Origin of the sequence: Photorhabdus tasmaniensis (assembly GCF_011189505.1) — a bacterium.
Lineage (GTDB): Bacteria > Pseudomonadota > Gammaproteobacteria > Enterobacterales > Enterobacteriaceae > Photorhabdus > Photorhabdus tasmaniensis.
In genome coordinates this window covers 1-22,626 of the sequence record NZ_PUJU01000008.1, presented here as the reverse complement: position 1 = coordinate 22,626, position 22,626 = coordinate 1, and the positions used below count along the sequence as shown (strand labels likewise).

Annotated in this window: 23 protein-coding genes and 1 pseudogene; 10 read left to right on the top strand and 14 right to left on the bottom strand. The window is 38.9% G+C overall.

The features are described 5' to 3' along the window. Positions 1-1,053 precede the first annotated feature (1,053 nt). Positions 1,054-1,674 (bottom strand): tyrosine-type DNA invertase, encoded by a 621-nt coding sequence (locus C5471_RS05105; RefSeq protein ID WP_133815784.1) that lies wholly within the window; start codon positions 1,672-1,674, stop codon positions 1,054-1,056. After that, entirely contained in the window at positions 1,674-1,868 is a 195-nt protein-coding gene (locus tag C5471_RS05100) for a hypothetical protein (RefSeq protein ID WP_133815785.1), read from the bottom strand. Before C5471_RS05100 ends, C5471_RS05105 begins: the two co-directional genes overlap by 1 nt. A 632-nt stretch (positions 1,869-2,500) precedes the next feature. Between C5471_RS05100 and C5471_RS05095 the strand changes: the two genes are divergently transcribed. The 5 genes from C5471_RS05095 to C5471_RS05075 all read left to right on the top strand — a co-directional run bounded on the left by C5471_RS05095 (position 2,501) and on the right by C5471_RS05075 (position 5,845). Further along, complete coding sequence (locus C5471_RS05095; protein WP_166295686.1) at positions 2,501-2,677, top strand: hypothetical protein; 177 nt, start codon at positions 2,501-2,503, stop codon at positions 2,675-2,677. Positions 2,678-2,988: 311 nt separating this feature from the next. After that, positions 2,989-3,678 carry a PAS domain-containing protein gene (locus C5471_RS05090; protein ID WP_133815786.1) on the top strand — a complete coding sequence of 230 codons (690 nt, stop codon included), beginning with the start codon at positions 2,989-2,991 and terminating at the stop codon, positions 3,676-3,678. Positions 3,679-3,708: 30 nt separating this feature from the next. Then, on the top strand, positions 3,709-4,398 hold the full coding sequence (locus tag C5471_RS05085) for a helix-turn-helix transcriptional regulator (protein WP_339959192.1): 690 nt from the start codon (positions 3,709-3,711) through the stop codon (positions 4,396-4,398). Next, complete coding sequence (locus C5471_RS05080) at positions 4,352-5,095, top strand: helix-turn-helix transcriptional regulator (protein WP_339959191.1); 744 nt, start codon at positions 4,352-4,354, stop codon at positions 5,093-5,095. The genes C5471_RS05085 and C5471_RS05080 overlap by 47 nt, the downstream gene beginning before the upstream one ends. 54 nt (positions 5,096-5,149) lie before the next feature. Beyond that, entirely contained in the window at positions 5,150-5,845 is a 696-nt protein-coding gene (locus tag C5471_RS05075; protein WP_133815788.1) for a helix-turn-helix transcriptional regulator, read from the top strand. A gap of 322 nt (positions 5,846-6,167) precedes the next feature. Here the strand turns inward: C5471_RS05075 and C5471_RS05070 are convergent, their stop codons facing one another. Genes C5471_RS05070 through C5471_RS05060 form a run of 3 tightly spaced genes read right to left on the bottom strand, consistent with a single transcriptional unit; the run spans position 6,168 to position 8,197 of the window. Continuing rightward, a complete protein-coding gene (locus C5471_RS05070) occupies positions 6,168-7,424 on the bottom strand; it encodes a PTS ascorbate transporter subunit IIC (protein WP_133815789.1) in 1,257 nt (418 codons plus the stop codon). A 12-nt stretch (positions 7,425-7,436) separates the two neighbouring features. Beyond that, positions 7,437-7,724, bottom strand: coding sequence for a PTS sugar transporter subunit IIB (locus tag C5471_RS05065; RefSeq protein WP_133815790.1), 288 nt, complete (start codon positions 7,722-7,724; stop codon positions 7,437-7,439). 29 nt (positions 7,725-7,753) lie between these two features. After that, positions 7,754-8,197, bottom strand: coding sequence for a PTS sugar transporter subunit IIA (locus C5471_RS05060; RefSeq protein ID WP_133815791.1), 444 nt, complete (start codon positions 8,195-8,197; stop codon positions 7,754-7,756). Between the two features lie 242 nt (positions 8,198-8,439). Here C5471_RS05060 and C5471_RS05055 point away from each other — a divergent pair, with 242 nt between their 5' ends. Then, positions 8,440-9,480, top strand: coding sequence for a LacI family DNA-binding transcriptional regulator (locus tag C5471_RS05055; RefSeq protein WP_133815792.1), 1,041 nt, complete (start codon positions 8,440-8,442; stop codon positions 9,478-9,480). 224 nt (positions 9,481-9,704) lie between these two features. Beyond that, a complete protein-coding gene (locus C5471_RS05050) occupies positions 9,705-10,874 on the top strand; it encodes an RNA-guided endonuclease InsQ/TnpB family protein (protein WP_133815793.1) in 1,170 nt (389 codons plus the stop codon). Positions 10,875-10,897: 23 nt separating this feature from the next. On the opposite strand, the gene C5471_RS05045 is transcribed toward C5471_RS05050, so the two are convergent. The 7 genes from C5471_RS05045 to dsdX form a co-directional block, all read right to left on the bottom strand. Continuing rightward, positions 10,898-11,377 (bottom strand): Rrf2 family transcriptional regulator, encoded by a 480-nt coding sequence (locus tag C5471_RS05045; RefSeq protein WP_021325935.1) that lies wholly within the window; start codon positions 11,375-11,377, stop codon positions 10,898-10,900. 203 nt (positions 11,378-11,580) lie between these two features. After that, positions 11,581-11,976: a nuclear transport factor 2 family protein gene (locus tag C5471_RS05040; protein WP_133815794.1), complete on the bottom strand. Its 396-nt coding sequence runs from the start codon at positions 11,974-11,976 to the stop codon at positions 11,581-11,583. A gap of 180 nt (positions 11,977-12,156) precedes the next feature. After that, on the bottom strand, positions 12,157-13,212 hold the full coding sequence (locus C5471_RS05035; protein WP_133815795.1) for an alkene reductase: 1,056 nt from the start codon (positions 13,210-13,212) through the stop codon (positions 12,157-12,159). Positions 13,213-13,458: 246 nt separating this feature from the next. Next, complete coding sequence (locus C5471_RS05030; protein WP_133815796.1) at positions 13,459-13,788, bottom strand: type II toxin-antitoxin system RelE/ParE family toxin; 330 nt, start codon at positions 13,786-13,788, stop codon at positions 13,459-13,461. Next, entirely contained in the window at positions 13,757-13,993 is a 237-nt protein-coding gene (locus C5471_RS05025; protein WP_133815797.1) for a TA system antitoxin ParD family protein, read from the bottom strand. The genes C5471_RS05030 and C5471_RS05025 overlap by 32 nt, the downstream gene beginning before the upstream one ends. A 210-nt stretch (positions 13,994-14,203) precedes the next feature. After that, positions 14,204-15,535, bottom strand: a complete 1,332-nt coding sequence (locus tag C5471_RS05020) for a D-serine ammonia-lyase (protein ID WP_133815798.1) — start codon at positions 15,533-15,535, stop codon at positions 14,204-14,206. A gap of 294 nt (positions 15,536-15,829) precedes the next feature. Further along, on the bottom strand, positions 15,830-17,167 hold the full coding sequence (dsdX, locus tag C5471_RS05015) for a D-serine transporter DsdX (RefSeq protein ID WP_133815799.1): 1,338 nt from the start codon (positions 17,165-17,167) through the stop codon (positions 15,830-15,832). 242 nt (positions 17,168-17,409) lie between these two features. Between dsdX and dsdC the strand changes: the two genes are divergently transcribed. From dsdC to C5471_RS05000, 3 genes are all read left to right on the top strand, one after another. Then, positions 17,410-18,348 carry a DNA-binding transcriptional regulator DsdC gene (gene dsdC / locus C5471_RS05010; protein WP_166295683.1) on the top strand — a complete coding sequence of 313 codons (939 nt, stop codon included), beginning with the start codon at positions 17,410-17,412 and terminating at the stop codon, positions 18,346-18,348. Between the two features lie 602 nt (positions 18,349-18,950). Further along, complete coding sequence (locus C5471_RS05005) at positions 18,951-20,108, top strand: type I restriction endonuclease (protein ID WP_133815800.1); 1,158 nt, start codon at positions 18,951-18,953, stop codon at positions 20,106-20,108. A gap of 738 nt (positions 20,109-20,846) precedes the next feature. Next, positions 20,847-21,386: an Ail/Lom family outer membrane beta-barrel protein gene (locus C5471_RS05000; protein WP_133815801.1), complete on the top strand. Its 540-nt coding sequence runs from the start codon at positions 20,847-20,849 to the stop codon at positions 21,384-21,386. A gap of 512 nt (positions 21,387-21,898) precedes the next feature. On the opposite strand, the pseudogene C5471_RS04995 reads toward C5471_RS05000, so the two are convergent. Together C5471_RS04995 and C5471_RS04990 are read right to left on the bottom strand one after the other, a co-directional pair. Then, positions 21,899-22,192 (bottom strand): annotated as a pseudogene (locus C5471_RS04995) (recombinase family protein); the annotation flags it as partial. 21 nt (positions 22,193-22,213) lie between these two features. After that, a partial coding sequence (locus C5471_RS04990) for a tail fiber assembly protein (RefSeq protein ID WP_166295680.1) occupies positions 22,214-22,626 on the bottom strand: 413 nt, incomplete at its 5' end.

The window sequence follows — 22,626 nt, the reverse complement described above, 5'->3', positions numbered from 1 at the left end:
TATTCAATATTTGCACTGTATAATATTGCAATTTTTTGAGATTACGCACAGTTTTCCCGGTATCTTTCTTTGAGTATCTCCAGTTCAAGGAATTAGCAAACAGATAACTACCAAGAATATCACCCAATTGCGAAGAACTGTGATGGCGATAATGAAGCTATTCAATATTTATGCTTAAAGTTAGTCAAATTGTAATATTCTGCAACAATATGTGAATACAATAAATAACAGAGGTGGAGGCGATTAATCGTGGAATATTGGTACATGGTGATAAAGCTAGCTATTCTTTTATCTTCCAGGGATGAGATCCAATAATTAATGAAATGACCAAATAGACAAATAAAACATCTGCGTGATAATAAATTAATTAATAATCAGCACATTATCATAGTGATAGCTCGAAAATAGAAAAGTGAGTTAAAGATTTTTTTATTTATTGCAGATTATCTTTCTGAGCTGTTAGCTAATTCCATTTTGATTTTTTTGTTTTTAACTTTATTTTTCACTCATTCCATATTATATTTCCAATAATTTATTATAGATTTATTTTTTCGTGTATTTTCGAAAAAAACCTTGCTATCTGATAATTGTTTAATAATGATTATCTAAGTTCTGTTATATCGCCAGATGCCGTTTATCATTATCAACAGGGGTTAACTGATTAGCTTTCGTTTCTTTCCCTTTCTCAATATTCAACTTTCTGTGTGAGTTGTATTTCAAGACTGGGAATAGGATTTTTACTTTATTTCTTTGATGTAAGCATTCATCAATTTTAGCCGGAGAAGCCGGGTTGTTCTTTCAACACATGATGTCTGGCTACGTGCCATTGCAATGTTAAAAGAAGGAAGTCATATCGATGAGTAATTTCGATACATAAAATAACATCATCAAGGCCATATTACTGATTTACGGGAGATCCCAGTAGTATGTTCTCCTCATCCACGGGAATGAACCATAAATGAAGCGATAATTCAATTGACTTCAAATACTGTTCCTCATTAATTAATATTGCTTTTATGTATGCGCCTAAACAGGCGCATACATCAGAGCCACTTATTCAACTGAACAGGCAGAAGCCCTTGGGACATAATCGAAGTGTAATTCCCGACTCCGGTTTCTTTTTACACTCCAGACGCCGTGAAAGCGCTCTGCATTACTGGCGGTATACCGCACTGTGTGGCGAATATTACTGTGTCCAAGATAATCTTGTATCAGCCGAGTATCCACCCCCCTATCTGCAAGAGCAAAACCGCAGGCATGCCGCAACATATGCGGGTGCGAACCTATAGAAATATTAGCCCGTTGCCCTAACTGGCTAATAATTTGATAAATGCGCTGGCGAGTCAACGGGTTCCCGTAACGTGACAAAAATAACCAATCGCTATCCGCACCCTGAAAGGTTTTACGCACTTTGAGCCAAGCCTTGATCGCCCGAATTTCATAGCCTAAAAGAGGATGATTTGTACAAAATCCACCTTTCAAACGCCGGATGTACAAACTTCCATCTTCCAAATCCAGATCGGATAACCGTAGATACCTAGCTTCACTAACACGTAAGCCATGAACAAAACTCATATATACCAGACAATAGTCGCGCTCCCGATTAGAGCTCTCTTTTGCTACTTCCAGCATACTTTCCACTTCGCGTTGCGTCAGATGTTTTCGTTGACCCATTATGGTCTATCCCAAATATTCTTTGCTTTAACGCATTGAACACACTGCGTTATCTGTAACTGATTAAGACCCGGAACCAACCCTAAATCCCCCATAGTAATTAAATCTGCGCCAGGATGGCGGCAGATGACTGAACGAAATTGCTTTTGCTGTGCCTGATCCATGTTCAAGCTGTGTAATAGATAAGTTTTCAATGTCTGCTCTCCGGTAGCCCTCCCCTATTCTTACCATCACACAATAAAAAGAAAAATAGTGATTCAATTAACCATCCCTCAACAAATGAGCCATGCCGGCTTAAAATATCAACAAAAATCACTGCGATAGGCTCAACAACCATTTTAACAAAAGGATCTGTGCCAGATTGATTTTTGGTTCAAATCACAAGGAAGGATGTTGATGTAATAATGTATGCCAGCTGTCGATAAACGTTCCATCTCTCTATTTTTCTGCCGGAGAAATCCGGCGGGCAACAAAATGACTGGCTGGTCACACTAACACATGTTCCTTTGTGCCAAACGATGCAGTACACCATCCAGATACGAAATTCGATTTTTTAAATCGTCGTTCAATTTTACCCATGTCGCCATAATAATGCCCTTCACTGCCAAGTGGTACCTTTAAAAACCCATGCATTATGACTCATTATTCCCCTTTTCAGCTAATTATTTATACAAAAATATGATTTGCGAGTGTACTCACACGTTTAAAGATCACATGTTGTTCATTTTGTTATTTTTTATTTAAAACAATAATATAGATATGATTTTATCTTCCCATACGGCTATTCTTAATCTGTCTAATAGTATCCATGCCAAGGAATAAGTTAGTGAAAAGAATCATTGATGTGTTGCAAAACCCCGGTAAATCTTCATACGGTCCAGTGTTGATTTCAGCAAACCGAACAATTGATCTCCTGATCCGCCATCTCAGTATAGAGCAACCTGACATTAGTTTTTTCCGTCAGAACAACACCAATGATGACTATTATATTCAAGTTAGTTAAAACCACACCAGATGATCGCGGCAAACAAGAAAAATAGGAAAATAAACATAAGGATGTTAAGTATTAGATTAAAATCATATAAAAAAATTTAAATAATTCCAATGGTAAATAGTATTTATAGTTACATTCACCATCTAGAGATATTTTTACATCAAATAATAAATCATTTAACTAACACATATAGGTAAAAATAAAAAATATTATTTTTTTTACGAATTAACTGTTGCAATATATTATATAATCAGGTTATTTTAAGTGGAATCATTAAAAACTCTTCAGATAATTACTTAAATGATAATTAAGGAGTTGCCATGTCAAATATAATAAACAATAAAAATAATATCACTCCGCAATTAATTTGCATGTGGGAAAGAAGTAATGAACCTTGGGGAGCTAAAGATTGCCAGTCAAAATTTATCTATGCCAATCCTGCCTTTTACCAACTACTCAACTTGCCTGAAAATTTTGATATTACCGGGCTTTCCACAGCCGAATTACCCTCGCCTATTGCAGAATATGAAGAAGAATATTACCGTCAGGATCAAAAAGTTATTCAAACTATGCAAAAAGTAACTTCAATGGAGACCCATCCATTTGGAGAAGATAAAACTAAGCAAATCTATATTTGTGATAAATATCCGCTTTGCGATGATCATGGTCGTTGTATCGGTATCACTTTTCATATGTACAAAACTCAAAATTTTTCTGCTTCTTATTATTATGAAAAAACCCCTCCAGCAACACTGGAGTTCACACCACCTAATGATTTATTGACGCAAACTGAATGGGAAGTTCTTTTTCTGACCCTTCGCTCATTAGATGAAGAAAGCATCAGTGAAAAATTAATGCTGAGTACAGAATATGTTGTTGATTGCATTCAATCAATTTACCAAAAATTTAATCTATCACAACAGATAGAATTAAAAGATTTCTGCAAAGAGAATAAATTTAATCTTTATGTTCCTGAAAGATTTATATCTTTCGGAAGCAAAGAATTATAAACTTATTATTAATTATATAAATAGGATTTGATGATGGAAAATACCAATAAAATAGCTATTCCCCAACAAATGATAAATACGATGGAAATAAGCAACGATCCATGGGGTATTAGAGATAAGACATCGTGCTTTATATATGCCAATAAAGCCTATTGTGATCTCCTTAATTTACCTCATAATTATAATATTGAAGGAAAATATGATAGAGAGCTTCCTGCACCAACAGCAGAATTTGAAGCTGACTTTCAATCACATGATCGCAAAGCAGAAGAACTGGAGCAAAAGGTATACTCACTGGAGACCCATCCTTTTGGTAAAGGTCAAATTCTTTGTTCATATTTATTTGAATTATACCCTTTCTATAATGATTCAGGAAGTTGTATTGGAACTCTATTTCATGCAGGTAAAGTAAAAGATTTTTCTCTAACACATCTGTTTTATGGAAAATTACCAGAATCCGTTATGTTTCAAGCACCATCTGAAATTTTTACTCAACATGAATGGGATATTATTTTCCTGTTTCTACAAAAATATTCCAGCCAACAAATCGAACAAATACTGAATATTTCCTATCGTACCCTTGAAATTCATATATCAAATATTTATCGTAAAATTGGAGTAAATTCCGACCGACAACTGGAAGAATATTGTCGCCTTAATGATTTTCATCTCTATGTACCAGAAAGATTTTTGCAACAAGAAAGCATTATGTTTTCCTAAATCAGAATATTATATAAAAACAGATATGACTAGAAAAATTTCGACTATTTCGTCACAAATAATAAACACCGTGGAAACCAGCAACGAACCGTGGGGAATAAAAGATAAATCTTCCTGTTTTCTCTATGGTAATGATGCATTAATTAAACTTCAAAATATCAATACCACTTATGACTATGAAGGTAAATATGATAGTGACATTCCCTGGAAAGGCAATGAATTTTCTGAAGATTTTATTAAACATGACTTGAAAGTAATGGCAAATGAAGAGAGTGTTTTATCATTAGAAACACATGTATTTGGAAAAAATAAAATTTTATCATCTTATTTCCAGGAAAAATTTCCACTCTATGATAATGAAAACAAATGTATCGGCATCCTTTTCCATGCTTGGAAAATTCAGGATAACTCACTCACTCGGCTATTCCATAACAAACTACCCGCTTCTATTATGTTTCAATCACCGACTTACCTCCTTACTGAACGAGAATGGGAGGTAGTCTTCCTTTTTCTGCAAAAATACAGCAGAAAGAAAATCAGCCAATTACTTAATATTGCTGATAAAACCATAGATGGATACATAAGAAATATTTATAATAAATTTAAAGTTAGTTCAGATTCACAACTGGAGGAATATTGCCGGCTAAATAGTTTTGATCTCTATGCACCAAAAAGGTTTTTATTGTCTTACTTATAAATGTCGTCTATTTATTCAAATTTTTATAAGGTAATAATGTTATAAAGGTCAAATATGAGTCAATCAGGATGTAAAAAAGTCCCTTTTATTACTCCTCAGTTAACTAATATGTGGGATAAAAGTTTAGAACCGTGGTTTGTAAAAGATAAGGAATTCCGCTTTATTTATGCAAATGCAATGTTTATTAAAGTCAATAATTTACCTGAAAACTTTAATGTTATCGGATATACCGATAAAGAATTACTAACACCAGTTAATAAATTTACTCACTTTTTTGAGGAACATGATCGTAAGGTCTTACAGTATATGCAGCGAATATCATCTCTTACCACTTATGCTCCAAACAAAAACGAACAATTTACATCCTATTTCTGTAATAAATACCCATTAATGGATGAAAATAATCAGTGTATTGGCGTAATTTCTCACGCCAGAGAAATACATAACTTTACCGTGTCTCATTATATGGAGAATGATATTCCTGTATCGATTAGATTTCAGCCACCAAACAATATTTTGAAAGAGAAAGAATGGGTAATAATTTTTTTATTCTGCCGTGGCGTCAGCAATAAATATATTGCTGACGAAATAAAAATTTCATATCGCACTGTGGAAAAATATTTCGAAAGTATCTATGAGAAACTATCGGTTAACTCAGCTATTGAATTAAGAACATTTTGCAAAGAGAATGGTTATGATCTTTATATCCCCCCAAAATACCTTCAATCTATAGGCCATATTTTGCTATAAATAATCACGATTTCATTATTACGTATTTCTCTCTGACCTGTTTAATTAATCTTCGTTCCGCTTAAATTTTCTCCTAAACTGATATATGGAAAACAATTTGATAAATCAAAATAAAGGGCTTGATACAAAGCTAAATCATCATTTTTATGAATATTTTCGTCTCCTTTGCTAAAGGCTTTTAGAAAATTAAGAAACCACGAGACCAGCATGAGCACTGATTGAAGCTTATTATGGTCGAATGGTTTGCATTAATATTTTGGTAATAGAGATCGAGACAGGGCTCCCATAACCCTGTTTCAACCCCAAACTCCAGATGTTCCAATCAACGAACAATAACGCCCAACAGAATTCCCAATGCACCAAAGTCAGCGTCACTGAATGTCGTGTTAGCAATACCAATATCCCCCAGAACAGGTAACAGGAATACAGGCAGAAAAGTTATCAGCAAGCCCTGTGCAAAAGCACCGAGAATAGCCCCTCTGCGGCCACCCGTCGCATTACCGAAAACCCCAGCCGCAGCGCCAACGAAGAAATGTGGTACAACACCGGGAATAATTACCGTCATACCCAATATATACAGTATAAACATACCGATGATACCGGCAATAAAACTACTCAGGAAACCAACTAATACCGCATTAGGCGCGTAAGGGAATACAACCGGACAATCCAAAGCAGGTTTAGCATTCGGAACCAGTTTGTCAGAAATTCCTTTAAACGCGGGGACGATTTCTGCAATCACCATTCTCACACCTTGCAATATGATATATACACCTGCGGCAAAGGTAATGGATTGCATTAGCGAGAACATGAACCTATTTCTTCCACCACTGACTTCTCTCACAAAATCACCACCGGCAAACAAGCAAGTGACCATGAAAATAATTGCCATCGTGAAAGAGATAGCAACCGGTGTATCACGCAGGAACAATAAGCTTTTCGGTACATTCATCTCTTCCGTTGAGTGCTCTTTGTTACCCAGTTTACTGCCAATAAAACCGGACAAAACATAAGAGAGCGTGGAAAAATGCCCAATGGCAACGTCGTCAGAACCTGTCACTTTCTTCATATACCGATGGGCGATCGCCGGAAAGAAAACCATAGCAACCCCAACAACCACAGAACCAATAACCACCAGCATAGTTCCGTTGATCCCTGCGGTTGCCAGAATGACTGCGACCATCATGGACATAAACAGTGTGTGATGCCCTGTCAGGAAGATGAATTTCCACGGGGTAAAACGGGCAATCAAGATGTTGATCACCATAGCAAAGAACATAATCATTGCCATTTCTTTGCCAAAACTTTTCTGCGCAATGGAAACAATTGCTTCGTTGTTTGGTACTACCCCCTGAATACCAAAAGCATGTTGGAAAATTGCAGCAAAGTCCCCCAATGAAGAGACGATTAATCCGGCCCCGGCCCCCAGGATCACAAAACCCATAATGGTTTTTATGGTACCTTTGATACATTCAGTCACCGGCTTTTTTTGCGCGACCAGACCAATAAGTGCGATAAATCCCACTAAAATCGCAGGCTCTGACAATACATCACTCATCAGAAAATGGAAGAATTCCATGACAGCCTCCGGTTACAATGCACCAAGTTCGGCTAATGCCATGGACAGACGCGCTTTCATTGCAGCTTTATCTACCATATTGTCCAGCGCAACAATTTTGCCATCGACTGCCTGAGCAACCAGTTGTTCTGCAATATCTTTTGTACCAACAAAAATATCGCTTTGAGTTGCTTTTGCTGAACCCAGATCAACATGATCAACGCTGGCATCTATCCCCATCTCTTTCAGAATACTTTTAATGCTCATTTCCATCATCAGGCTGGTACCTAGCCCATTTCCACAAACGACTGTAATTTTCATACTGTTTTCCCATAGAAAAAAATAGTGAATTAATATTTGTTAATAACAGCAAGAATCTCTTCTTTACTTTTAGCCTCCATCAGCAACCCGGTATCTTGTTGATTATCAAATAGTGCAGCAAGTTGAGAAATCACTTCAATATGGCTATTGCTGTCAATCGCTGCCAAGACAATCAACAGTTTGACCGGATCATTTTCTTCAGAACCAAACTCAACACCTTTACTAATAACGGTTAATGCTAAGGACAGCTTATTGACACCTTCCTCCGGTCTGGCATGTGGCATGGCAATTCCCGGTCCGACAACGTAATAAGGCCCAATGGCCTCATGAGAGCAATAAATAGCATCAATATAACGGAGTGAGATTGAATGATTCTCCACCAGAGGCTGGCAAGCAATAGCAATAGCTTCGCGCCAGTCTTCAGCGTCAGAGATAATTTGGACTACATCACTGGTAAGTAAAGTTTTTAGCATCGGCCTCTCCTGAAATTATATTCCGCTTTCTATCCCCTGTTCTCTACCCAGTGATATTAGTCACAAATGGTAGCGCTATCTATCATTGCAACTCATTATTGTGATAGCGCTATCATTTGTTATCTGATCGATTTACCTGAATATGAAAAACACGTCATGGTTTTTTTCCCACGACTTGCCTGAGATAAGGTAGAATCCCACCGTCAAATTCATAGCCGTTAGTTAAAAAAAGAAAAATATTGATGGAAAAGACACGAAAACGCCGTAATACAGGGCGAGTAACATTACAAGATGTTGCTAAGTATGCCGGTGTCGGTTCAATGACGGTTTCTCGCGCATTGAGAACACCAGAAATGGTATCGGATAAATTACGGGAAAAAATCGAACGGGCCATACAGGAATTAGGCTATATCCCCAATGGCGCTGCCGGCGTACTTGCCTCAGGCCAAAGCAATATTATCGCGGTTCTTGTTCCATCTCTGACAGACAGAGCCAGCGCCACATTTATACAATCCCTGCAACAGGTGCTGAATAAACATTCCTTCCAGGTTTTACTCGGATGTCATGAATATAACCGTAATAAAGAAGCCGAAATTATCATGACATTGCTGCAAAGCAACGCAGCTGCATTGGTTATCTTCGGTTCTCAACTGGCAGATAAAACCTATAACAACATTTCTCATATCAATATCCCGATTATTAATGTCGCGGGATCTCATCAACAACAGACAACGATCAATATAGAAACGGATTTTTCCGCAGCAGTTTATACCCTGACTGAACATATGCTGAATAATGGCCGCAAGCATATTGGTTATATTGGCGCACAGATGGATAATCGTTTGCAAAATCAGCAAATTAATGGCTGGAATAAAGCCATGCTACATCACTATCAGAACGCAGACCAAAATATCACTACGCCAGATACTGCCAGTATGCAATTTGGTTGTCAGGCAATCGCTGAAATGTTATTACGTCAACCGGAATTGGAAGGCGTGATTTGCAGCCATGAAGTGATTGCCTTAGGAGTGATGTTTGAATGTCAGCGTCGTCTGCTTAAAATACCGGCTGATCTGGCTGTTGCCTGCCTGGAAGGCTCTGATAACTGCGATCACACACAACCAACACTGACATCAATCCGTATTGACTACCCCAAAATAGGAAAGGACACAGGAAAATGGCTGGTAAAACTGCTTAATAAACAGGATGAAGATGAGCCAGAATATCAAAATAATCAATATCACCTGTTTTCGTATAAGTTTGAGCCAAGACAAAGTGCTTAACGGAGTTAAAAATCCCAGGAAGATGTCACAAACTGCCACAAAAGCCTATAAAAGCGCTAATTATTTAGCAAAAACCGCCGTAAACCCTCGTCCAGTGCGGACGGGGATATCAGGCGAAAAACCCAGAGGGCTTTAGGGCTGGCGACTCCGACGTCTCCTGACTGAATTGATATCTGCCGGTAAAACAGGCTAAAATGAATGCACTTTATCAATGAGCGCTGAACATGTTAAGAGCGACCAAAGTCCGCATCTACCCCACACCCGAACAGGCAGAGTATCTTAACGGCCAGTTCGGTGCGGTCCGTTTTGCATACAACAAGGCGCTGCACATTAAAAAGCAGGCTTACAAACGTCACGGCGTGAGTTTAAATCCGCGCAAAGACCTCAAACCGTTACTGGCGGTCGCGAAGAAATCCCGCAAGTATGCCTGGCTCAAGACATATGACGCCATCGCGTTACAGCAGGCGGTGATCAATCTGCATACCGCATTTGATAATTTCTTCAATCCGAAGTTGCGCGCCCAATTTCCCACGTTCAAACGCAAACAGGGCAGGCAATCCAGCTACCATTGTGTTGGGGTGAAAGTGCTGGAGGGCGCAGTGAAGATCCCGAAATTGTCACCGATAGAAGCGTGCATACACAGAAAAATTGAAGGTGAGGTGAAGAGCATTACGCTGTCCCGAACCGCCACGGGAAAATATTTCGCCGCTATCCTGTGTGACGATGGAAAAGAGGCGCGGGAAAAGCCGGGCGTTATCACCCGCGTGACCGGTTGCGATATGGGTTTGTCCCACTATCTTATTGAGTCGAATGGGGAGAAGGTCAATAACCCGCGTCACCTTATCAACGCCACCCGTAACCTGCGTCGAAAGCAGAAATCGCTGTCCCGCAAACAAAAGGGCAGTGCTAACCGCGGCAAGGCCCGATTACGTCTGGCGGCAGTCCATGAGCGGGTAGCCAATGCCCGCGCCGATTTTCAACACAAACTCTCTCGGACAATGGTTGACGAAAACCAAGCGATAATTGTTGAGACGCTGAAATCGGCCAACATGATGAAGAATCACCACCTTGCCCGCGCTATCGAGGATGCGGGCTGGAATAGTTTCCTGATGAAATTGGAATACAAAGCCGCAGCAGCGGGGGTCCACCTGGTGAAACTGGATCAGTGGTTCGCCAGTTCGAAAACCTGTCATTGTTGCGGTCACAAAGTGCCGGAAATGCCGCTGCATAAGCGGATCTGGTCATGCCCTTTCTGCCGAGTCGAACATGACCGCGATATCAATGCGGCGCTCAACATCCAGAGCAAGGGCATAACAGCATTACAGGCGGCGGGACTCGTCGTTTCTGCCCACGGAGGCCAGTGTAAATCCGTCATAAAGACGGTTGCGGCCTGAGAAGTGGGAAGCCTCGCCATTTTTTACGGCGGGGAGCAGTCACTCTGCTGACAATTTAGATCATGTGGCTTAAAAGGAAAACCCGCGCAGTCTTCAACCCGATTGACTATGTCAGCAATTGTCGTTTCAGCCAGGGTAGCTTCCAATACACAGGTAATACGCGAGAACTCATCTTCCAAAACCGGAGTAATATTGTGTCCGATATAACATTTGGGATTGGGTTTGGAACGGTGCAACGTGAAATATAATGGGTCTTCAACTGTACGATAAACATCCAGTAATGAGACCTGCTCCGGTGGCCGGGCCAGTAACGCTCCCCCACCCTGACCCATTTGCGAATAGGTCAACCCGGCCTCGGCAAGAGCACCCAGAAGCCGGCGAACGACAGTCGGGTTAGTATTCACACTTTTTGCGATGTCTTCGGAGCGTACAGCTTGACCATGATGAAGCGCAATATCAGTGAGAATATGAATAGCCACGGCAAAACGGGTAGATGTCGGCACTGGAAAACCCTGTATATCTTAAGGATGTCATTGAGAATAGCAGAAAATAAGAAAAAAGTTATATGATATGTCACTAATTTCGCCGCAGAGTAAATAGTGAAACTCAGAATGTCAATCTGTCTGATTAACATTCCTGCTCCTCCCGATCTGTTACCACATATCATTATCTGGTTTAGCTCGTGTAACGAGCTTGATATATCAGGTTAGATACGATCTGTATGGGCACGTTCAATCTGGAGAGTATCGGCAACCTGCTGTAATTTAATTAATCGCCCATCCCGCACTGTCCATATGTGGACGAAACGAGAAATAAATCGTTTGCCTTTCTTTATTCGTCCCAAGTAATTACCCAACACAATGACATGATCACCTGACTCGAAATATTCAGAGCCATCTGCAACGAATTCATCAGTATCGTTAAAAAGTGGCACAAAAAAATTATTCAATATATCTTCAATTCCTTCATAAACCCCACTATATCGAGAGCCCTCAGTAATATCCCAAACAACGTCATTCCCCATGATCTGGCGAAGAATATCGACATCACCCATAGAATCGTAAAAACGACGAACAATAGATATATTTAATGAATCTGACATTGATACTTCTCCTTCAAATTACCCCACGTTGATAATAGGGCCGACTCTGGTAAAACGAGCCGACCTGATATTCTGGGATGTTCAGTAAAAATTCTATAAAATTTTTAATTTACATCCCTGGAAAATAACCCGAACATCTTTCATCTTAGGCTATCCATTGCGGGTAAGATATCCCCTTACCTAGGTAAGCACAGGATAATCGATATAGCCTACGGGCCCAGGAACCATAAAGGTTTCCAGTTGTTGTTCGTTAAATGGCGCTTCAACTAAAAGCCGGTGAGGTAAGTCCGGGTTAGAGATGAACAAATGACCGAAAGCCACCGCATCAGCCCTGCCGTCAGCAAGGGCTTGCGCGGCACTCTCTCTTGTCAGTTCCTCATTGGCAATATAGGTTGACCCAAAGGCTTCTTTTATCATCTTGCCCAAATCACCGTCAACAACAGGATCACGCGAAAAAATGAAAGCAATTCCACGTTTACCCAGTTCACGCGCGACGTATCCGAAAGTCACCATAGGATTGGAATCCGCCATGGCGTAATAACCACCGCGTGGTGATAAATGCATACCAACACGAGATGCTCCCCAGACTGAAATGCAAGCATCTGTTACTTCAAGCAGCAACCGGGCCCGGTTTTCTACTGAACCTCCGTACTGATCTGTACGCAGATTAGCATTATCTTGCAAAAATTGATCGAGCAAATAGCCATTGGCACCATGTATTTCCACGCCATCAAATCCTGCTATTTTCGCATTTTCCGCTCCACGTCTGAACATCTCAACAATGCCAGGAATTTCATCAGATTCCAGAGCCCGCGGAACCACAAAAGGGCGTTTTGGGCGTAATAAGCTGACATGACCATCAATTGCAATCGCGCTTGGAGCCACTGGCCGTTCCCCATTAAGGAAAATGGGATCCGATACCCGCCCCACATGCCAAAGCTGCATAAAAATACGCCCACCGGCAGCATGTACCGCATCCGTAACTAACCGCCACCCCGCAACTTGTTCGTCTGACCAAATGCCAGGAGTATCAGCGTAACCCACGCCCTGTGGCGTTACTGAAGTTGCTTCACTGATAATCAAACCAGCAGATACGCGCTGAACATAGTATTCCGCCATCAGAGCATTGGGAATACGTCCTTCTCCCACGGCACGGTTACGTGTCAGAGGAGCCATAATGATACGATTCGGCAAGTCGAGATCACCAATGCGAATTGGGTCAAAAAGTGTAGGCATATTTTTTTCTCTCATATGGACTAAATAAATGCTCTTCGTTACACATCATCAATCGATACATAACCAGGTATACCAACAGCAAACAACATCGGTCAGGGAATGTCTTCATTCTCAAACCTTCAGCAACGAGGGGATCCGCCAATGTGAATTAATGTAACTTACACAGTTACATTAAACAAGAGGGGAGTGACATAAAAAAGGCCACGTAATACGCAGCCTTGAAGCTTTCTTTAATGGATAGAGCCCCTATCCAATGAATTTTAAATCAGCTTTTCTGTGTCGCTTTTGTTCCTGATAGAAATTTTCATGAGGGCCAAAGTTCAGCAGGTACAACTCTATTTTCCCTTCAATCCAACAATAGCCAAGCAATGTTAACTGGTTATTTAACTGAAATTTATGAACTCGAAGGAAACTTAAATCGCCTTTCTTCTGTTCACCGATTTCAGGGTTATCAATTATTCTATCAATCTCATCTTCTACTATCGTAAGAAGATTTTCAGATAACTTAGATAATGCCTTAGAGAAACGCCTTGTTTCGTAAACATCAATCTTTGGATCTTTTTGTCCTTCTGACATAACGCGATACCTTACCACTGTTGACTTCGCTTTTTGCCAGTAAAGAATCAAGAATAAAAGAGTACGGCAAATCGGGGTTATCCTCAGCAATGCGCCCAATCTTAGCCCAATGCTCTATTTGCTTAGGTACACTTCTACTTGAAGCTTCTGCGTAAATCTTGACATCATTCACGAAATCATTATCTAAACGTATACTGATAGCCATAGCGTGCTCCTCTGGGATTTTGTACTACATGCGATATGAAGCGCATACGCATAAAATGCAACATTTTGTTGCATTATGCAATCATTGATTACAATTTCTCTATATCAATTCCCATGATACAAAAAGCCATGCAATATATAGATTGGAAGACCCGATTCACCAATGAATCACACTCATGATACAAATCGGGTACTTTTAAATTATTTACGATTAGATTTCGGCTGCATCCAAATATTTTGCCATCTCATCATCAGGCACCATACCACCGCCGGTTGCCCAAACCAGATGTGTAGCCTGTTTCATTTTGTCCACCGAAAGGTTTCTACTATTCAGGTAATCAAAGTTTCCGCTAACACGAGAAGGGCCAACCATCCCAACTAACGCCGAAGGCTCCAACCGGATACCCTCATCACGATTAAGTAAGCCCAACAGATTATACATTTCCTGATCATGAACGGTATAAAAACCATCCAGTAAGCGTTCCATAGCGCGCCCAACAAAGCCGGAAGCCCTTCCTACCGCAAGACCATCAGCAGCAGTAATATTGTCGATACCAATATCCTGTACACAAATATTGTCGTGCAGACCGGTATATACCCCCAACAACATACAGGGAGAATGGGTAGGTTCAGCAAAAATGCAGTGCACATGATCACCAAAAGCCAGCTTCAATCCGAACGCGACACCACCAGGACCACCACCAACGCCACATGGCAGGTAAACGAATAAGGGATGATCTTCATCAACTACCATATTCATTTGCTCAAGCTGCGTTTTTACCCGTGCACCCGCTACAGAATACCCCAGAAACAATGTTTGAGAGTTTTCATCGTCGATAAAGAAACAGTCAGGATTAAATTCCGCTTCTTTACGGCCCTGGGCCACCGCCACCCCATAATCTTGTTTATATTCCACAACATTAACCCCATGTGAACGTAGCTTTTGCTTCTTCCATTCACGGGCATTGGCAGACATGTGTACGCTGACGTTAAAGCCTAACTTCACACTGATAATACCAATGGATAGCCCCAAATTACCGGTAGAACCTACAGCAATGCTGTATTGATTAAAAAACTGCCGAAACTCTTCTGAAAACAGTTTGCTGTAATCATCGTTTTCAGAAAGCAAACCAGCCTGTAATGCTAATTTTTCCGCGTGAGTTAATACTTCATAAATTCCACCACGGGCTTTAATCGAACCAGAAATGGGCAAGTGGCTGTCTTTTTTGAGCAAAACTTTTCCTGCGATATTTACACCATAATGTTGCTCTAGTGTTTTCTGCATCGTAGGAATAGCGACTATCTCTGATTCAATAATGCCATGTGTGGCTTCCGTTTCTGGGAAAGCTTTACATAAATAAGGTGCAAAACGATTCAGGCGTGCTTCAGCATCCCCGACATCATTAGCATCCAAACCCACGAAAGGTAATCCCTCTTTAAAAGTGGTGTTACAAGGGTTAAACCAGAAGATTTCCTCCAATTCGATTAAATTTTTTACTAACGGATATTCATTTAGTAATTGTTGAATCTCAGTACTTTTCATTTATGTGTTAACCCAAGATTGGTGTTTCCCTGGTATATAAAAAAACAACTCTTACTTTTTTAATTATTAGAATTCTTATTATATTCAATATGTTATGTTTACTACGATTTTCTATAAAACACCAAAACATCACAATTTATTTATATTTTATCTTCCCCTTGTTTTGATTACTACGTTACTGTTTATTTTTTATTATTTTAGCTCTAAAGCTGCCTATTTTATAGGCTTCCCTGGTACTGACACATTCGCACTTCTTATTCTTATTTTTCAAGACTGAGCTATTATTCCCTCTCATTACACGATAGTAGAAAGGAGAAATGTCCCAGCCAACGCAACAATAGATGCAATAAATGTTGCGGTTGTATAGTATTTAAAAGTTTCACTGAGCGTTGCGCCACAATACTGCTTAACCAACCAAAACAGCGAATCAGTTACAATAGTACAGCCGATAGCCCCGGAACCAATAGCTAACGCAATAATTTCAGGGCTGATATCCGGATATAACGGCAATATTGGTGAAACAATCGCTGTTGCGCCCATCATTGCTACAGTTGCTGAACCAACCGCTGCATGCAAAATAATAGCAACCAACCAAGATAAAAGAATTGGATGCATATCCAGGCCCGACAAAATAACGGCCAGCGTATCACTAAGCCCACTTGCTTTCAGAATGCTATTAAATGCTCCGCCTGCACCGATAATCAATAAGATATTAGCAATAGAGGCGAAACAATCTTCCGTCTTCGTCAACAATGTACTCATGCCCACATTTTGCCTGATGCCTAAAGTATAATAGGCAACAAACGCGGCAATAAACATGGCTGTAATAGGGTTGCCGATAAATTCCAACACCGTATAAAACGTGGTGCCTTTTTCCATATTTAATTCGGCAGCCGTTTTAATCAACATCAAGCCAATTGGCAATAACACAGTAAACAATGTCATGCCTAAAGAGGGTAAATCCTCTTCCTTGTGAACTTTAATTTTAGAAAATTCAGCCGGAACCGATTTAAAAGGCAGACGGCTACCGAGAAATTTCTGAAATAATGAGCCACTAATCAAAGCAGCAAACAGAGCAACTATCAGCCCATAAACAATGACTGAACCAATATCCGCACCCAGTTTATTTGTCACAAACAATGCGGCCGGATGTGGAGGAACAATACAGTGAACCGCCATCAATGCCACACACAATGGGATCGCTAATTTCAACAGTGACGTGTTGGTTTTCCTGGCAATAGAAAACGCCAGTGGGATTAACAATACTACCCCCACTTCAACAAACAACGTAATACCACACACCAGACCAATCAGTACCATAATGATATCTGGTGAAAACCATCGGCATTTTTGCAATGTGATACCAATGCGCTCTGCGGCACCGGATATCTCCATCATCTTACCAAGAATGGTCCCCAGACCAATCACCACCGCCAAAAAACCCAGCGTACCACCAACCCCTCCCTCAATAGCACTCACCATCTCAACAGGGTTCATTCCCATTAATGCACCGACATAAAAACTTGCCAACAATAGCGCCAAAAAGGGGTGAATTTTTAATTTAATTATCGTAAATACAATTAACACAATACTTGTGAGTAACGTACCTATCACCCAAGGTTGTGAATCCACTTAATCATTCCCCACAGTTGACCTCTGTCTGTTACACGCTTTTTTACTATTGAATATGAATATTCCATTTTTGACAAATGATTAATACATAGTCATGCATGAACCAGATTGAGTCAATTCAGTGATATTGATCAAAGTTTTCACTTTATTTGAGATTTAAATCACTAAAACTATCTGAAACATGCCACCTTAATGATACGGTTGCATTACCCCGTCGTCGATAAAACAGAAACATTATAAATATGTACACAGATGATAATTTCATGGTTGTAAATAAGCTACTCAATGGAAACCAGTTATCAAAACTGCATACATTTGAGATAGCGGCCCGTCACTGCTCTTTTGCTCTGGCTGCTGATGAGCTAGCTATCAGTGCCAGTGCAGTCAGCCATCGAATCAGTTCACTGGAACAAGAGCTGGGGTTTAAACTTTTCCAACGTTTTCACAGAAAGATTGAATTAACTTGTGAAGGAAAGCGTTTATTTTGGACAATTAAATCGACTCTGGAGCATTTGAATCAGGAAATTCTGGAAATAAAAAATCAAGAGTTATCGGGTAATCTGACTATTTACTCCCGTCCTACTTTTACTCAATGCTGGTTAGTTCCCAAATTGGCTGATTTTAATCAACTATATCCGTCCATTAATCTGAATATTCTGGTCGGTAACGAAAATGTGAATTTCCGCGGCTATGGTATCGATCTTGCGATTTACTTTGATGATATTATGTCCAATGAGCTATCACATCAATATTTAATGAGTGAATACATTACTCCAGTCTGTAGTCCACAATATGCAGAAAAGCATAATCTGATGGGAAATATCGATAATCTGCAATATTGTACACTATTGCATGATAAACAAGCATGGAGCTACGATTCTGATACCAAAGAATGGGATACCTGGACAGAACACTTTGATATTACACTGGATCCATCACAAAAGTGTATCGTCTTCGATCGCTCTGACTTAGCTGCCGTCGCTGCAATGCACCACGCGGGTGTTGCAATGGGAAGAAAGAATATGATTTGGGAAAAAATTGAAAATAACGAATTAGTCGCGCCCTTTCCCGACACCGAAGTGCTATGTAAACAGTATTACTATACCTGTACCCTACCTCAACAACAGAATGAGAAAGTCAATGCATTTATTCAATGGTTGAAATCAACTATAAACGAATAAAAACATAACCCATCATCAGTCTGCCTCCAAGTAACCCCATCCTTCAAGACAAAGAGGAAAGGAGGCGATTGTCCTGCTAACGATTAGCTTTTGCGTTTTCACATTTTCCGATGCAGCGTGTGACAGCCATGAAACAAACATATAAATATCCCCGCAAGAATTGTTTCCCTACAAACTGCCATGTCAGACTATTTTTCATTCAATTCAGTACGCATTAACACGTTATTAATGTAGATATAAGTCACATTATTTGCATTCAGATAAGAATAGATTTATCTGTTTACCAACGACAAAATCAACATAACATTGATTTAATCATCTACATCAAAGCATCACCAGAAAATTAATTACCTGATTTTTTCTAGATATTTTTATTTCCCAACATCAACTATAACAGTCATTTTAGAGATATACTTCTGTTTTTCATGTTAATGTAATTATCTCCTCTTTTACTTAATCAACCAGTGAAATGATTGAAGAAATTTACAAAATGTTTAATATTTTTAGCTGACGAAATGGCTGATATTGGCAAAGTTAAAATTATTGGTCAGGTATTTTGACAGTCTGTTATTGATTATTAATGAAAAAACAAGGGGTTATTAATGGAAAATTTCAAATCTAAGTTACGTTCTCATGTTGAACATGTAAAAAAAGTAGGTGAACATTGCACTACGGAAGAAACGACAAAACAAGCATTGATTTTACCATTCTTAGATATTATTGGATTTAACCCTTATGATCCACAAAAAGTAAAAGCTGAATATGGGGCTGACTTTCCTGGTGCGAAAGCAAATGAACGAGTTGACTATGCCTTGTTTTGCCAAGGCGTCCCTGTAATGTTTATTGAAGCTAAATCATATAGAGAAAAAATAGAAAACCATTGCCCACAGCTTGCCAGGTATTTTAATTCAACACCCGAAGTAACTATTTCAGCTATAACAAATGGTGTCGAATGGCGTTTTTTTACCGACTTGAAACAAAAAAATGTTATGGATACTACCCCATTTTTACGTATTAGAATGGATGAAATAAGTGACGCAGATGCCAATCAATTATTTCGTTTTAGGCATGATAAGTTCAAACCAGAAGCATTAAGAACCTTGGCAGAAGAAAGTGTTTATTTATCAGCATTTACTAAAACAATAAGTTCAAGTTTACGAGATGTTGATACTGAATTCGTTCGTTATGTTGCAAGTAGATCTAATGTGGAACGTCAGCTTAACCAGCGCTTTATTGAATTAATAACACCTTTGGTTAAACAAGCAGTGGAAAAATCAGTTAGTGCAATGGTAGTATCTGGTCTTTCTAATAAACATATACCTTTAGACGATACTACTGTTAGTGGTGAATTAGAAAAAGACGCTAATCCGGTTGATGAAATTACAGATATTGTTGATCCAAACAATCCCAATATAGTGACTACGAAAAATGAATTAGCTCTTTTTGACAAAGTTATATCTATATTAGGCGAAGATCAGGAATTACAGTCAAAAGATACAGAATCATATTTCAGCATCCTTTATCGAGGAAAAACAAATCGCTGGATATTAAGATACTATGATAAAAAAAACCGTTCATGTATCCAACTTCCTATTGAGCTCACTGATGTTTTACTTAATGAGGTCTCTCGCGCAGGTTTGGAATGTGATGGTTCCCGTATTTTCTTCGATCACCCAGAAAATATACTAAGAATTGCAGGGATTATCTTAGATTCTTTTTATTACGTAAAAAATGACGAAAATTTCAGGAAAAAAAGTTAGGATAAAGGAGAGTACATTATGAGAAATTCATTAAGAACACTAGAAAAAGTCCCTGTTTCTATTATTATCTTAGACCTCATTTTATTTAATAATGATGATGAAAATATTAATTAAAATGTGTATCATGGCCATGGATAGGCCATAAAAATAAAACACAATTTTTTTATTAAAACCAATGTACATTAACACTTTATAGATATAAATCACATCTATGTAGTTAAGAAAACAATGTAACTATTTAATTTATATAGAAACAAATTGACTGCATTTAATCCAATGGAAAAATATTTAGTTCAAAAACCATCTCAACACTTTTAATCTATAAACAATTAATCTCCTTTTGATGTTCCTCAACCATTCATTATCTAATTTATATAAAAATAGACCACATTATTTTTCTGCTTACAACAAGTAATTTGCATTTAACTTCATTGTTTATTATTAGAATAGAGAATATAAATTGACGTTTTTTTGAAAAATTGCACTTATTAGTCGAATCCGCCGATGAATATTAAAACAATAAAGAAATTATTTATGATAATTAAAGTCATCCTTATCTACTGCTATCCACCAAGAGAAAGTAATAATAATAGTTAGTTAATCGTGTATAAAATCTAAATTTTATCAAAAAATATATACGCGTGACCCAAATTATGATATTTATTATAGCTATTATTAAGCAAGTCATTTGAATAGTTATAAATTAGTTTACTTCGAAATTATATAGAGTGCAATTAAATGCAAAAATTTTTACTAAACTGTGGCGCTATTTTTTCTGTATTTGCAATAACTTTACCTGCTCAAGCTGAACAACATACAGCTTCTATCGGGTATGCCTATGTGAAACCACAAGACGTTAAAGCGCTAAATGGCGCGACATTCGGTTACCGATATGAATTGGATTATCAATGGGGAGTGTTATCATCATTTACCTTTGCTAAAGGAGATGATGCAGAAACAATAGATCGCCCAAAAATTGATACTAAGTATTATTCTTTAATGACTGGCCCAACTTATAGAATTAATGATTATATTAGTTTATACAGTCAGGTAGGATTATCCAGAATAAACCTGAAATTATCCTATAGCGGTACTGATGCAAATGGAAAGACAAATGAAAATGCCTTAGGCTGGGGAGCCGGATTTATTGTAAACCCAACAACAAATACATCAGTTACAGTCGGTTATGAAGGCAGCCGATTTGATATCAAAGACGGTGTAGATAAATATAAAATTTCCACCAATGGCTTTAATATAAGCGTCGGCTATCGTTTCTAATTTAATCAATAAAAAGATTATATTATCACCAAGGTTAATTATCTTATATGATTTATAGCCTTGGTGATTTATTCAGAAATTTCAACATTTATGTTAACCACTATTGGAGATTTACAGAACCTAGTTTTTCTATTGTGTAAAAAGCCAGCGCCTTTAATCCATCCTATCAACATCACTATCATAACAGGCTTGGAAAAAGACCGGGGTAGAATAGTACCCGGTCTTAACAGTTTCATTTAACGGAGCATACAAAAAATAGATACAATATTCGGTAAGCTTGCCCCAAATATGTCCCAAATTAGAAATGAAATAAAGGAAGTTAATTATAACTGACTGATTTAGCTGGTGGGTTGTCGGGGGTTCGAACCCCGGACCAATTGATTAAGAGTGTATAGAACTACGTTTTAAAACAACTAGATACAGCGAAAACCGCAGCTCACAACGCACCATTTCGCAAAAGTTAGCAAAACATCGAATACGTATGAAAACTTTCACGTCCCAAATGCGTCCCATCAATTTCTAACAGGCAAATACTTATACACAGTAGACAGTGACGTATTATAAATCAGTGATAGCTGTTTACGTGTGTGACCTTTAACTAGTAGTCTTATAGCTTGTTGTTGTTCAACAGATGAAAATGACACTGGTCTTCCTCCAATTCTTCCATTTGCTCTAGCTGCGGACAATCCTGCATTTGTCCTTTCAACTATCAATTCCCGCTCCATTTCAGCCAAAGCACTCATCATATGAAAGAAGAACCTTCCCATAGCTGTGCTAGTGTCGATACTGTCAGTGAGGCATATAAAGCCGGTCACCCGGCTTTGTTTTTACTTCGGCACTGGCGGCCACTGCACATCAGGTGCTTGATTCACATCTACACGAGTGAGTAATACTCTGTACTTCTTCCATTCAAGCAAAGCAGCTTTCTCTGAGTCTGTCGCGACTTCCAAGTCAACAGAGTCTTGCAGCAATGAGAGTGTTTCATTTGCCTGTCGTAACAGTGCTGCTTGCTGTTGCTTGGCCTCATCAATCTGATGCGATTTGAGAAGGTCTTTATCTACTACCCATTCTTTACCGTTCCACTTGTCAAAATCAGTGGGTGGTTTTTTGAAGGTGAGCGTATCCGGTAATTCCCCGATTTCAGATATCTCAGTAGCCGCGCGAGTTTGCGTGTCGTAAGCGGTTTTACCCCGGTAATCAGGTAAGATTTCCCAACAGAGTTTATCTTCGCTACGACAAA

Excerpts from the sequence above, each read along its gene's own strand:
- C5471_RS05035 (WP_133815795.1), bottom strand. The coding sequence starts at position 13,212 with ATGCCTACACTTTTTGACCCAATTCGCATTGGTGATCTCGACTTGCCG.
- C5471_RS05040 (WP_133815794.1), bottom strand. The coding sequence starts at position 11,976 with ATGTCAGATTCATTAAATATATCTATTGTTCGTCGTTTTTACGATTCT.
- C5471_RS05065 (WP_133815790.1), bottom strand. The coding sequence starts at position 7,724 with ATGAAAATTACAGTCGTTTGTGGAAATGGGCTAGGTACCAGCCTGATG.
- C5471_RS05070 (WP_133815789.1), bottom strand. The coding sequence starts at position 7,424 with ATGGAATTCTTCCATTTTCTGATGAGTGATGTATTGTCAGAGCCTGCG.
- C5471_RS05105 (WP_133815784.1), bottom strand. The coding sequence starts at position 1,674 with ATGGGTCAACGAAAACATCTGACGCAACGCGAAGTGGAAAGTATGCTG.
- C5471_RS05055 (WP_133815792.1), top strand. The coding sequence starts at position 8,440 with ATGGAAAAGACACGAAAACGCCGTAATACAGGGCGAGTAACATTACAA.
- C5471_RS05090 (WP_133815786.1), top strand. The coding sequence starts at position 2,989 with ATGTCAAATATAATAAACAATAAAAATAATATCACTCCGCAATTAATT.
- C5471_RS05080 (WP_339959191.1), top strand. The coding sequence starts at position 4,352 with ATGTACCAGAAAGATTTTTGCAACAAGAAAGCATTATGTTTTCCTAAA.
- C5471_RS05030 (WP_133815796.1), bottom strand. The coding sequence starts at position 13,788 with ATGTCAGAAGGACAAAAAGATCCAAAGATTGATGTTTACGAAACAAGG.
- C5471_RS05005 (WP_133815800.1), top strand. The coding sequence starts at position 18,951 with ATGGAAAATTTCAAATCTAAGTTACGTTCTCATGTTGAACATGTAAAA.
- C5471_RS05025 (WP_133815797.1), bottom strand. The coding sequence starts at position 13,993 with ATGGCTATCAGTATACGTTTAGATAATGATTTCGTGAATGATGTCAAG.
- C5471_RS05075 (WP_133815788.1), top strand. The coding sequence starts at position 5,150 with ATGAGTCAATCAGGATGTAAAAAAGTCCCTTTTATTACTCCTCAGTTA.
- C5471_RS05060 (WP_133815791.1), bottom strand. The coding sequence starts at position 8,197 with ATGCTAAAAACTTTACTTACCAGTGATGTAGTCCAAATTATCTCTGAC.
- C5471_RS05050 (WP_133815793.1), top strand. The coding sequence starts at position 9,705 with ATGTTAAGAGCGACCAAAGTCCGCATCTACCCCACACCCGAACAGGCA.
- dsdC (WP_166295683.1), top strand. The coding sequence starts at position 17,410 with ATGTACACAGATGATAATTTCATGGTTGTAAATAAGCTACTCAATGGA.
- C5471_RS05000 (WP_133815801.1), top strand. The coding sequence starts at position 20,847 with ATGCAAAAATTTTTACTAAACTGTGGCGCTATTTTTTCTGTATTTGCA.
- C5471_RS05020 (WP_133815798.1), bottom strand. The coding sequence starts at position 15,535 with ATGAAAAGTACTGAGATTCAACAATTACTAAATGAATATCCGTTAGTA.
- C5471_RS05085 (WP_339959192.1), top strand. The coding sequence starts at position 3,709 with ATGATGGAAAATACCAATAAAATAGCTATTCCCCAACAAATGATAAAT.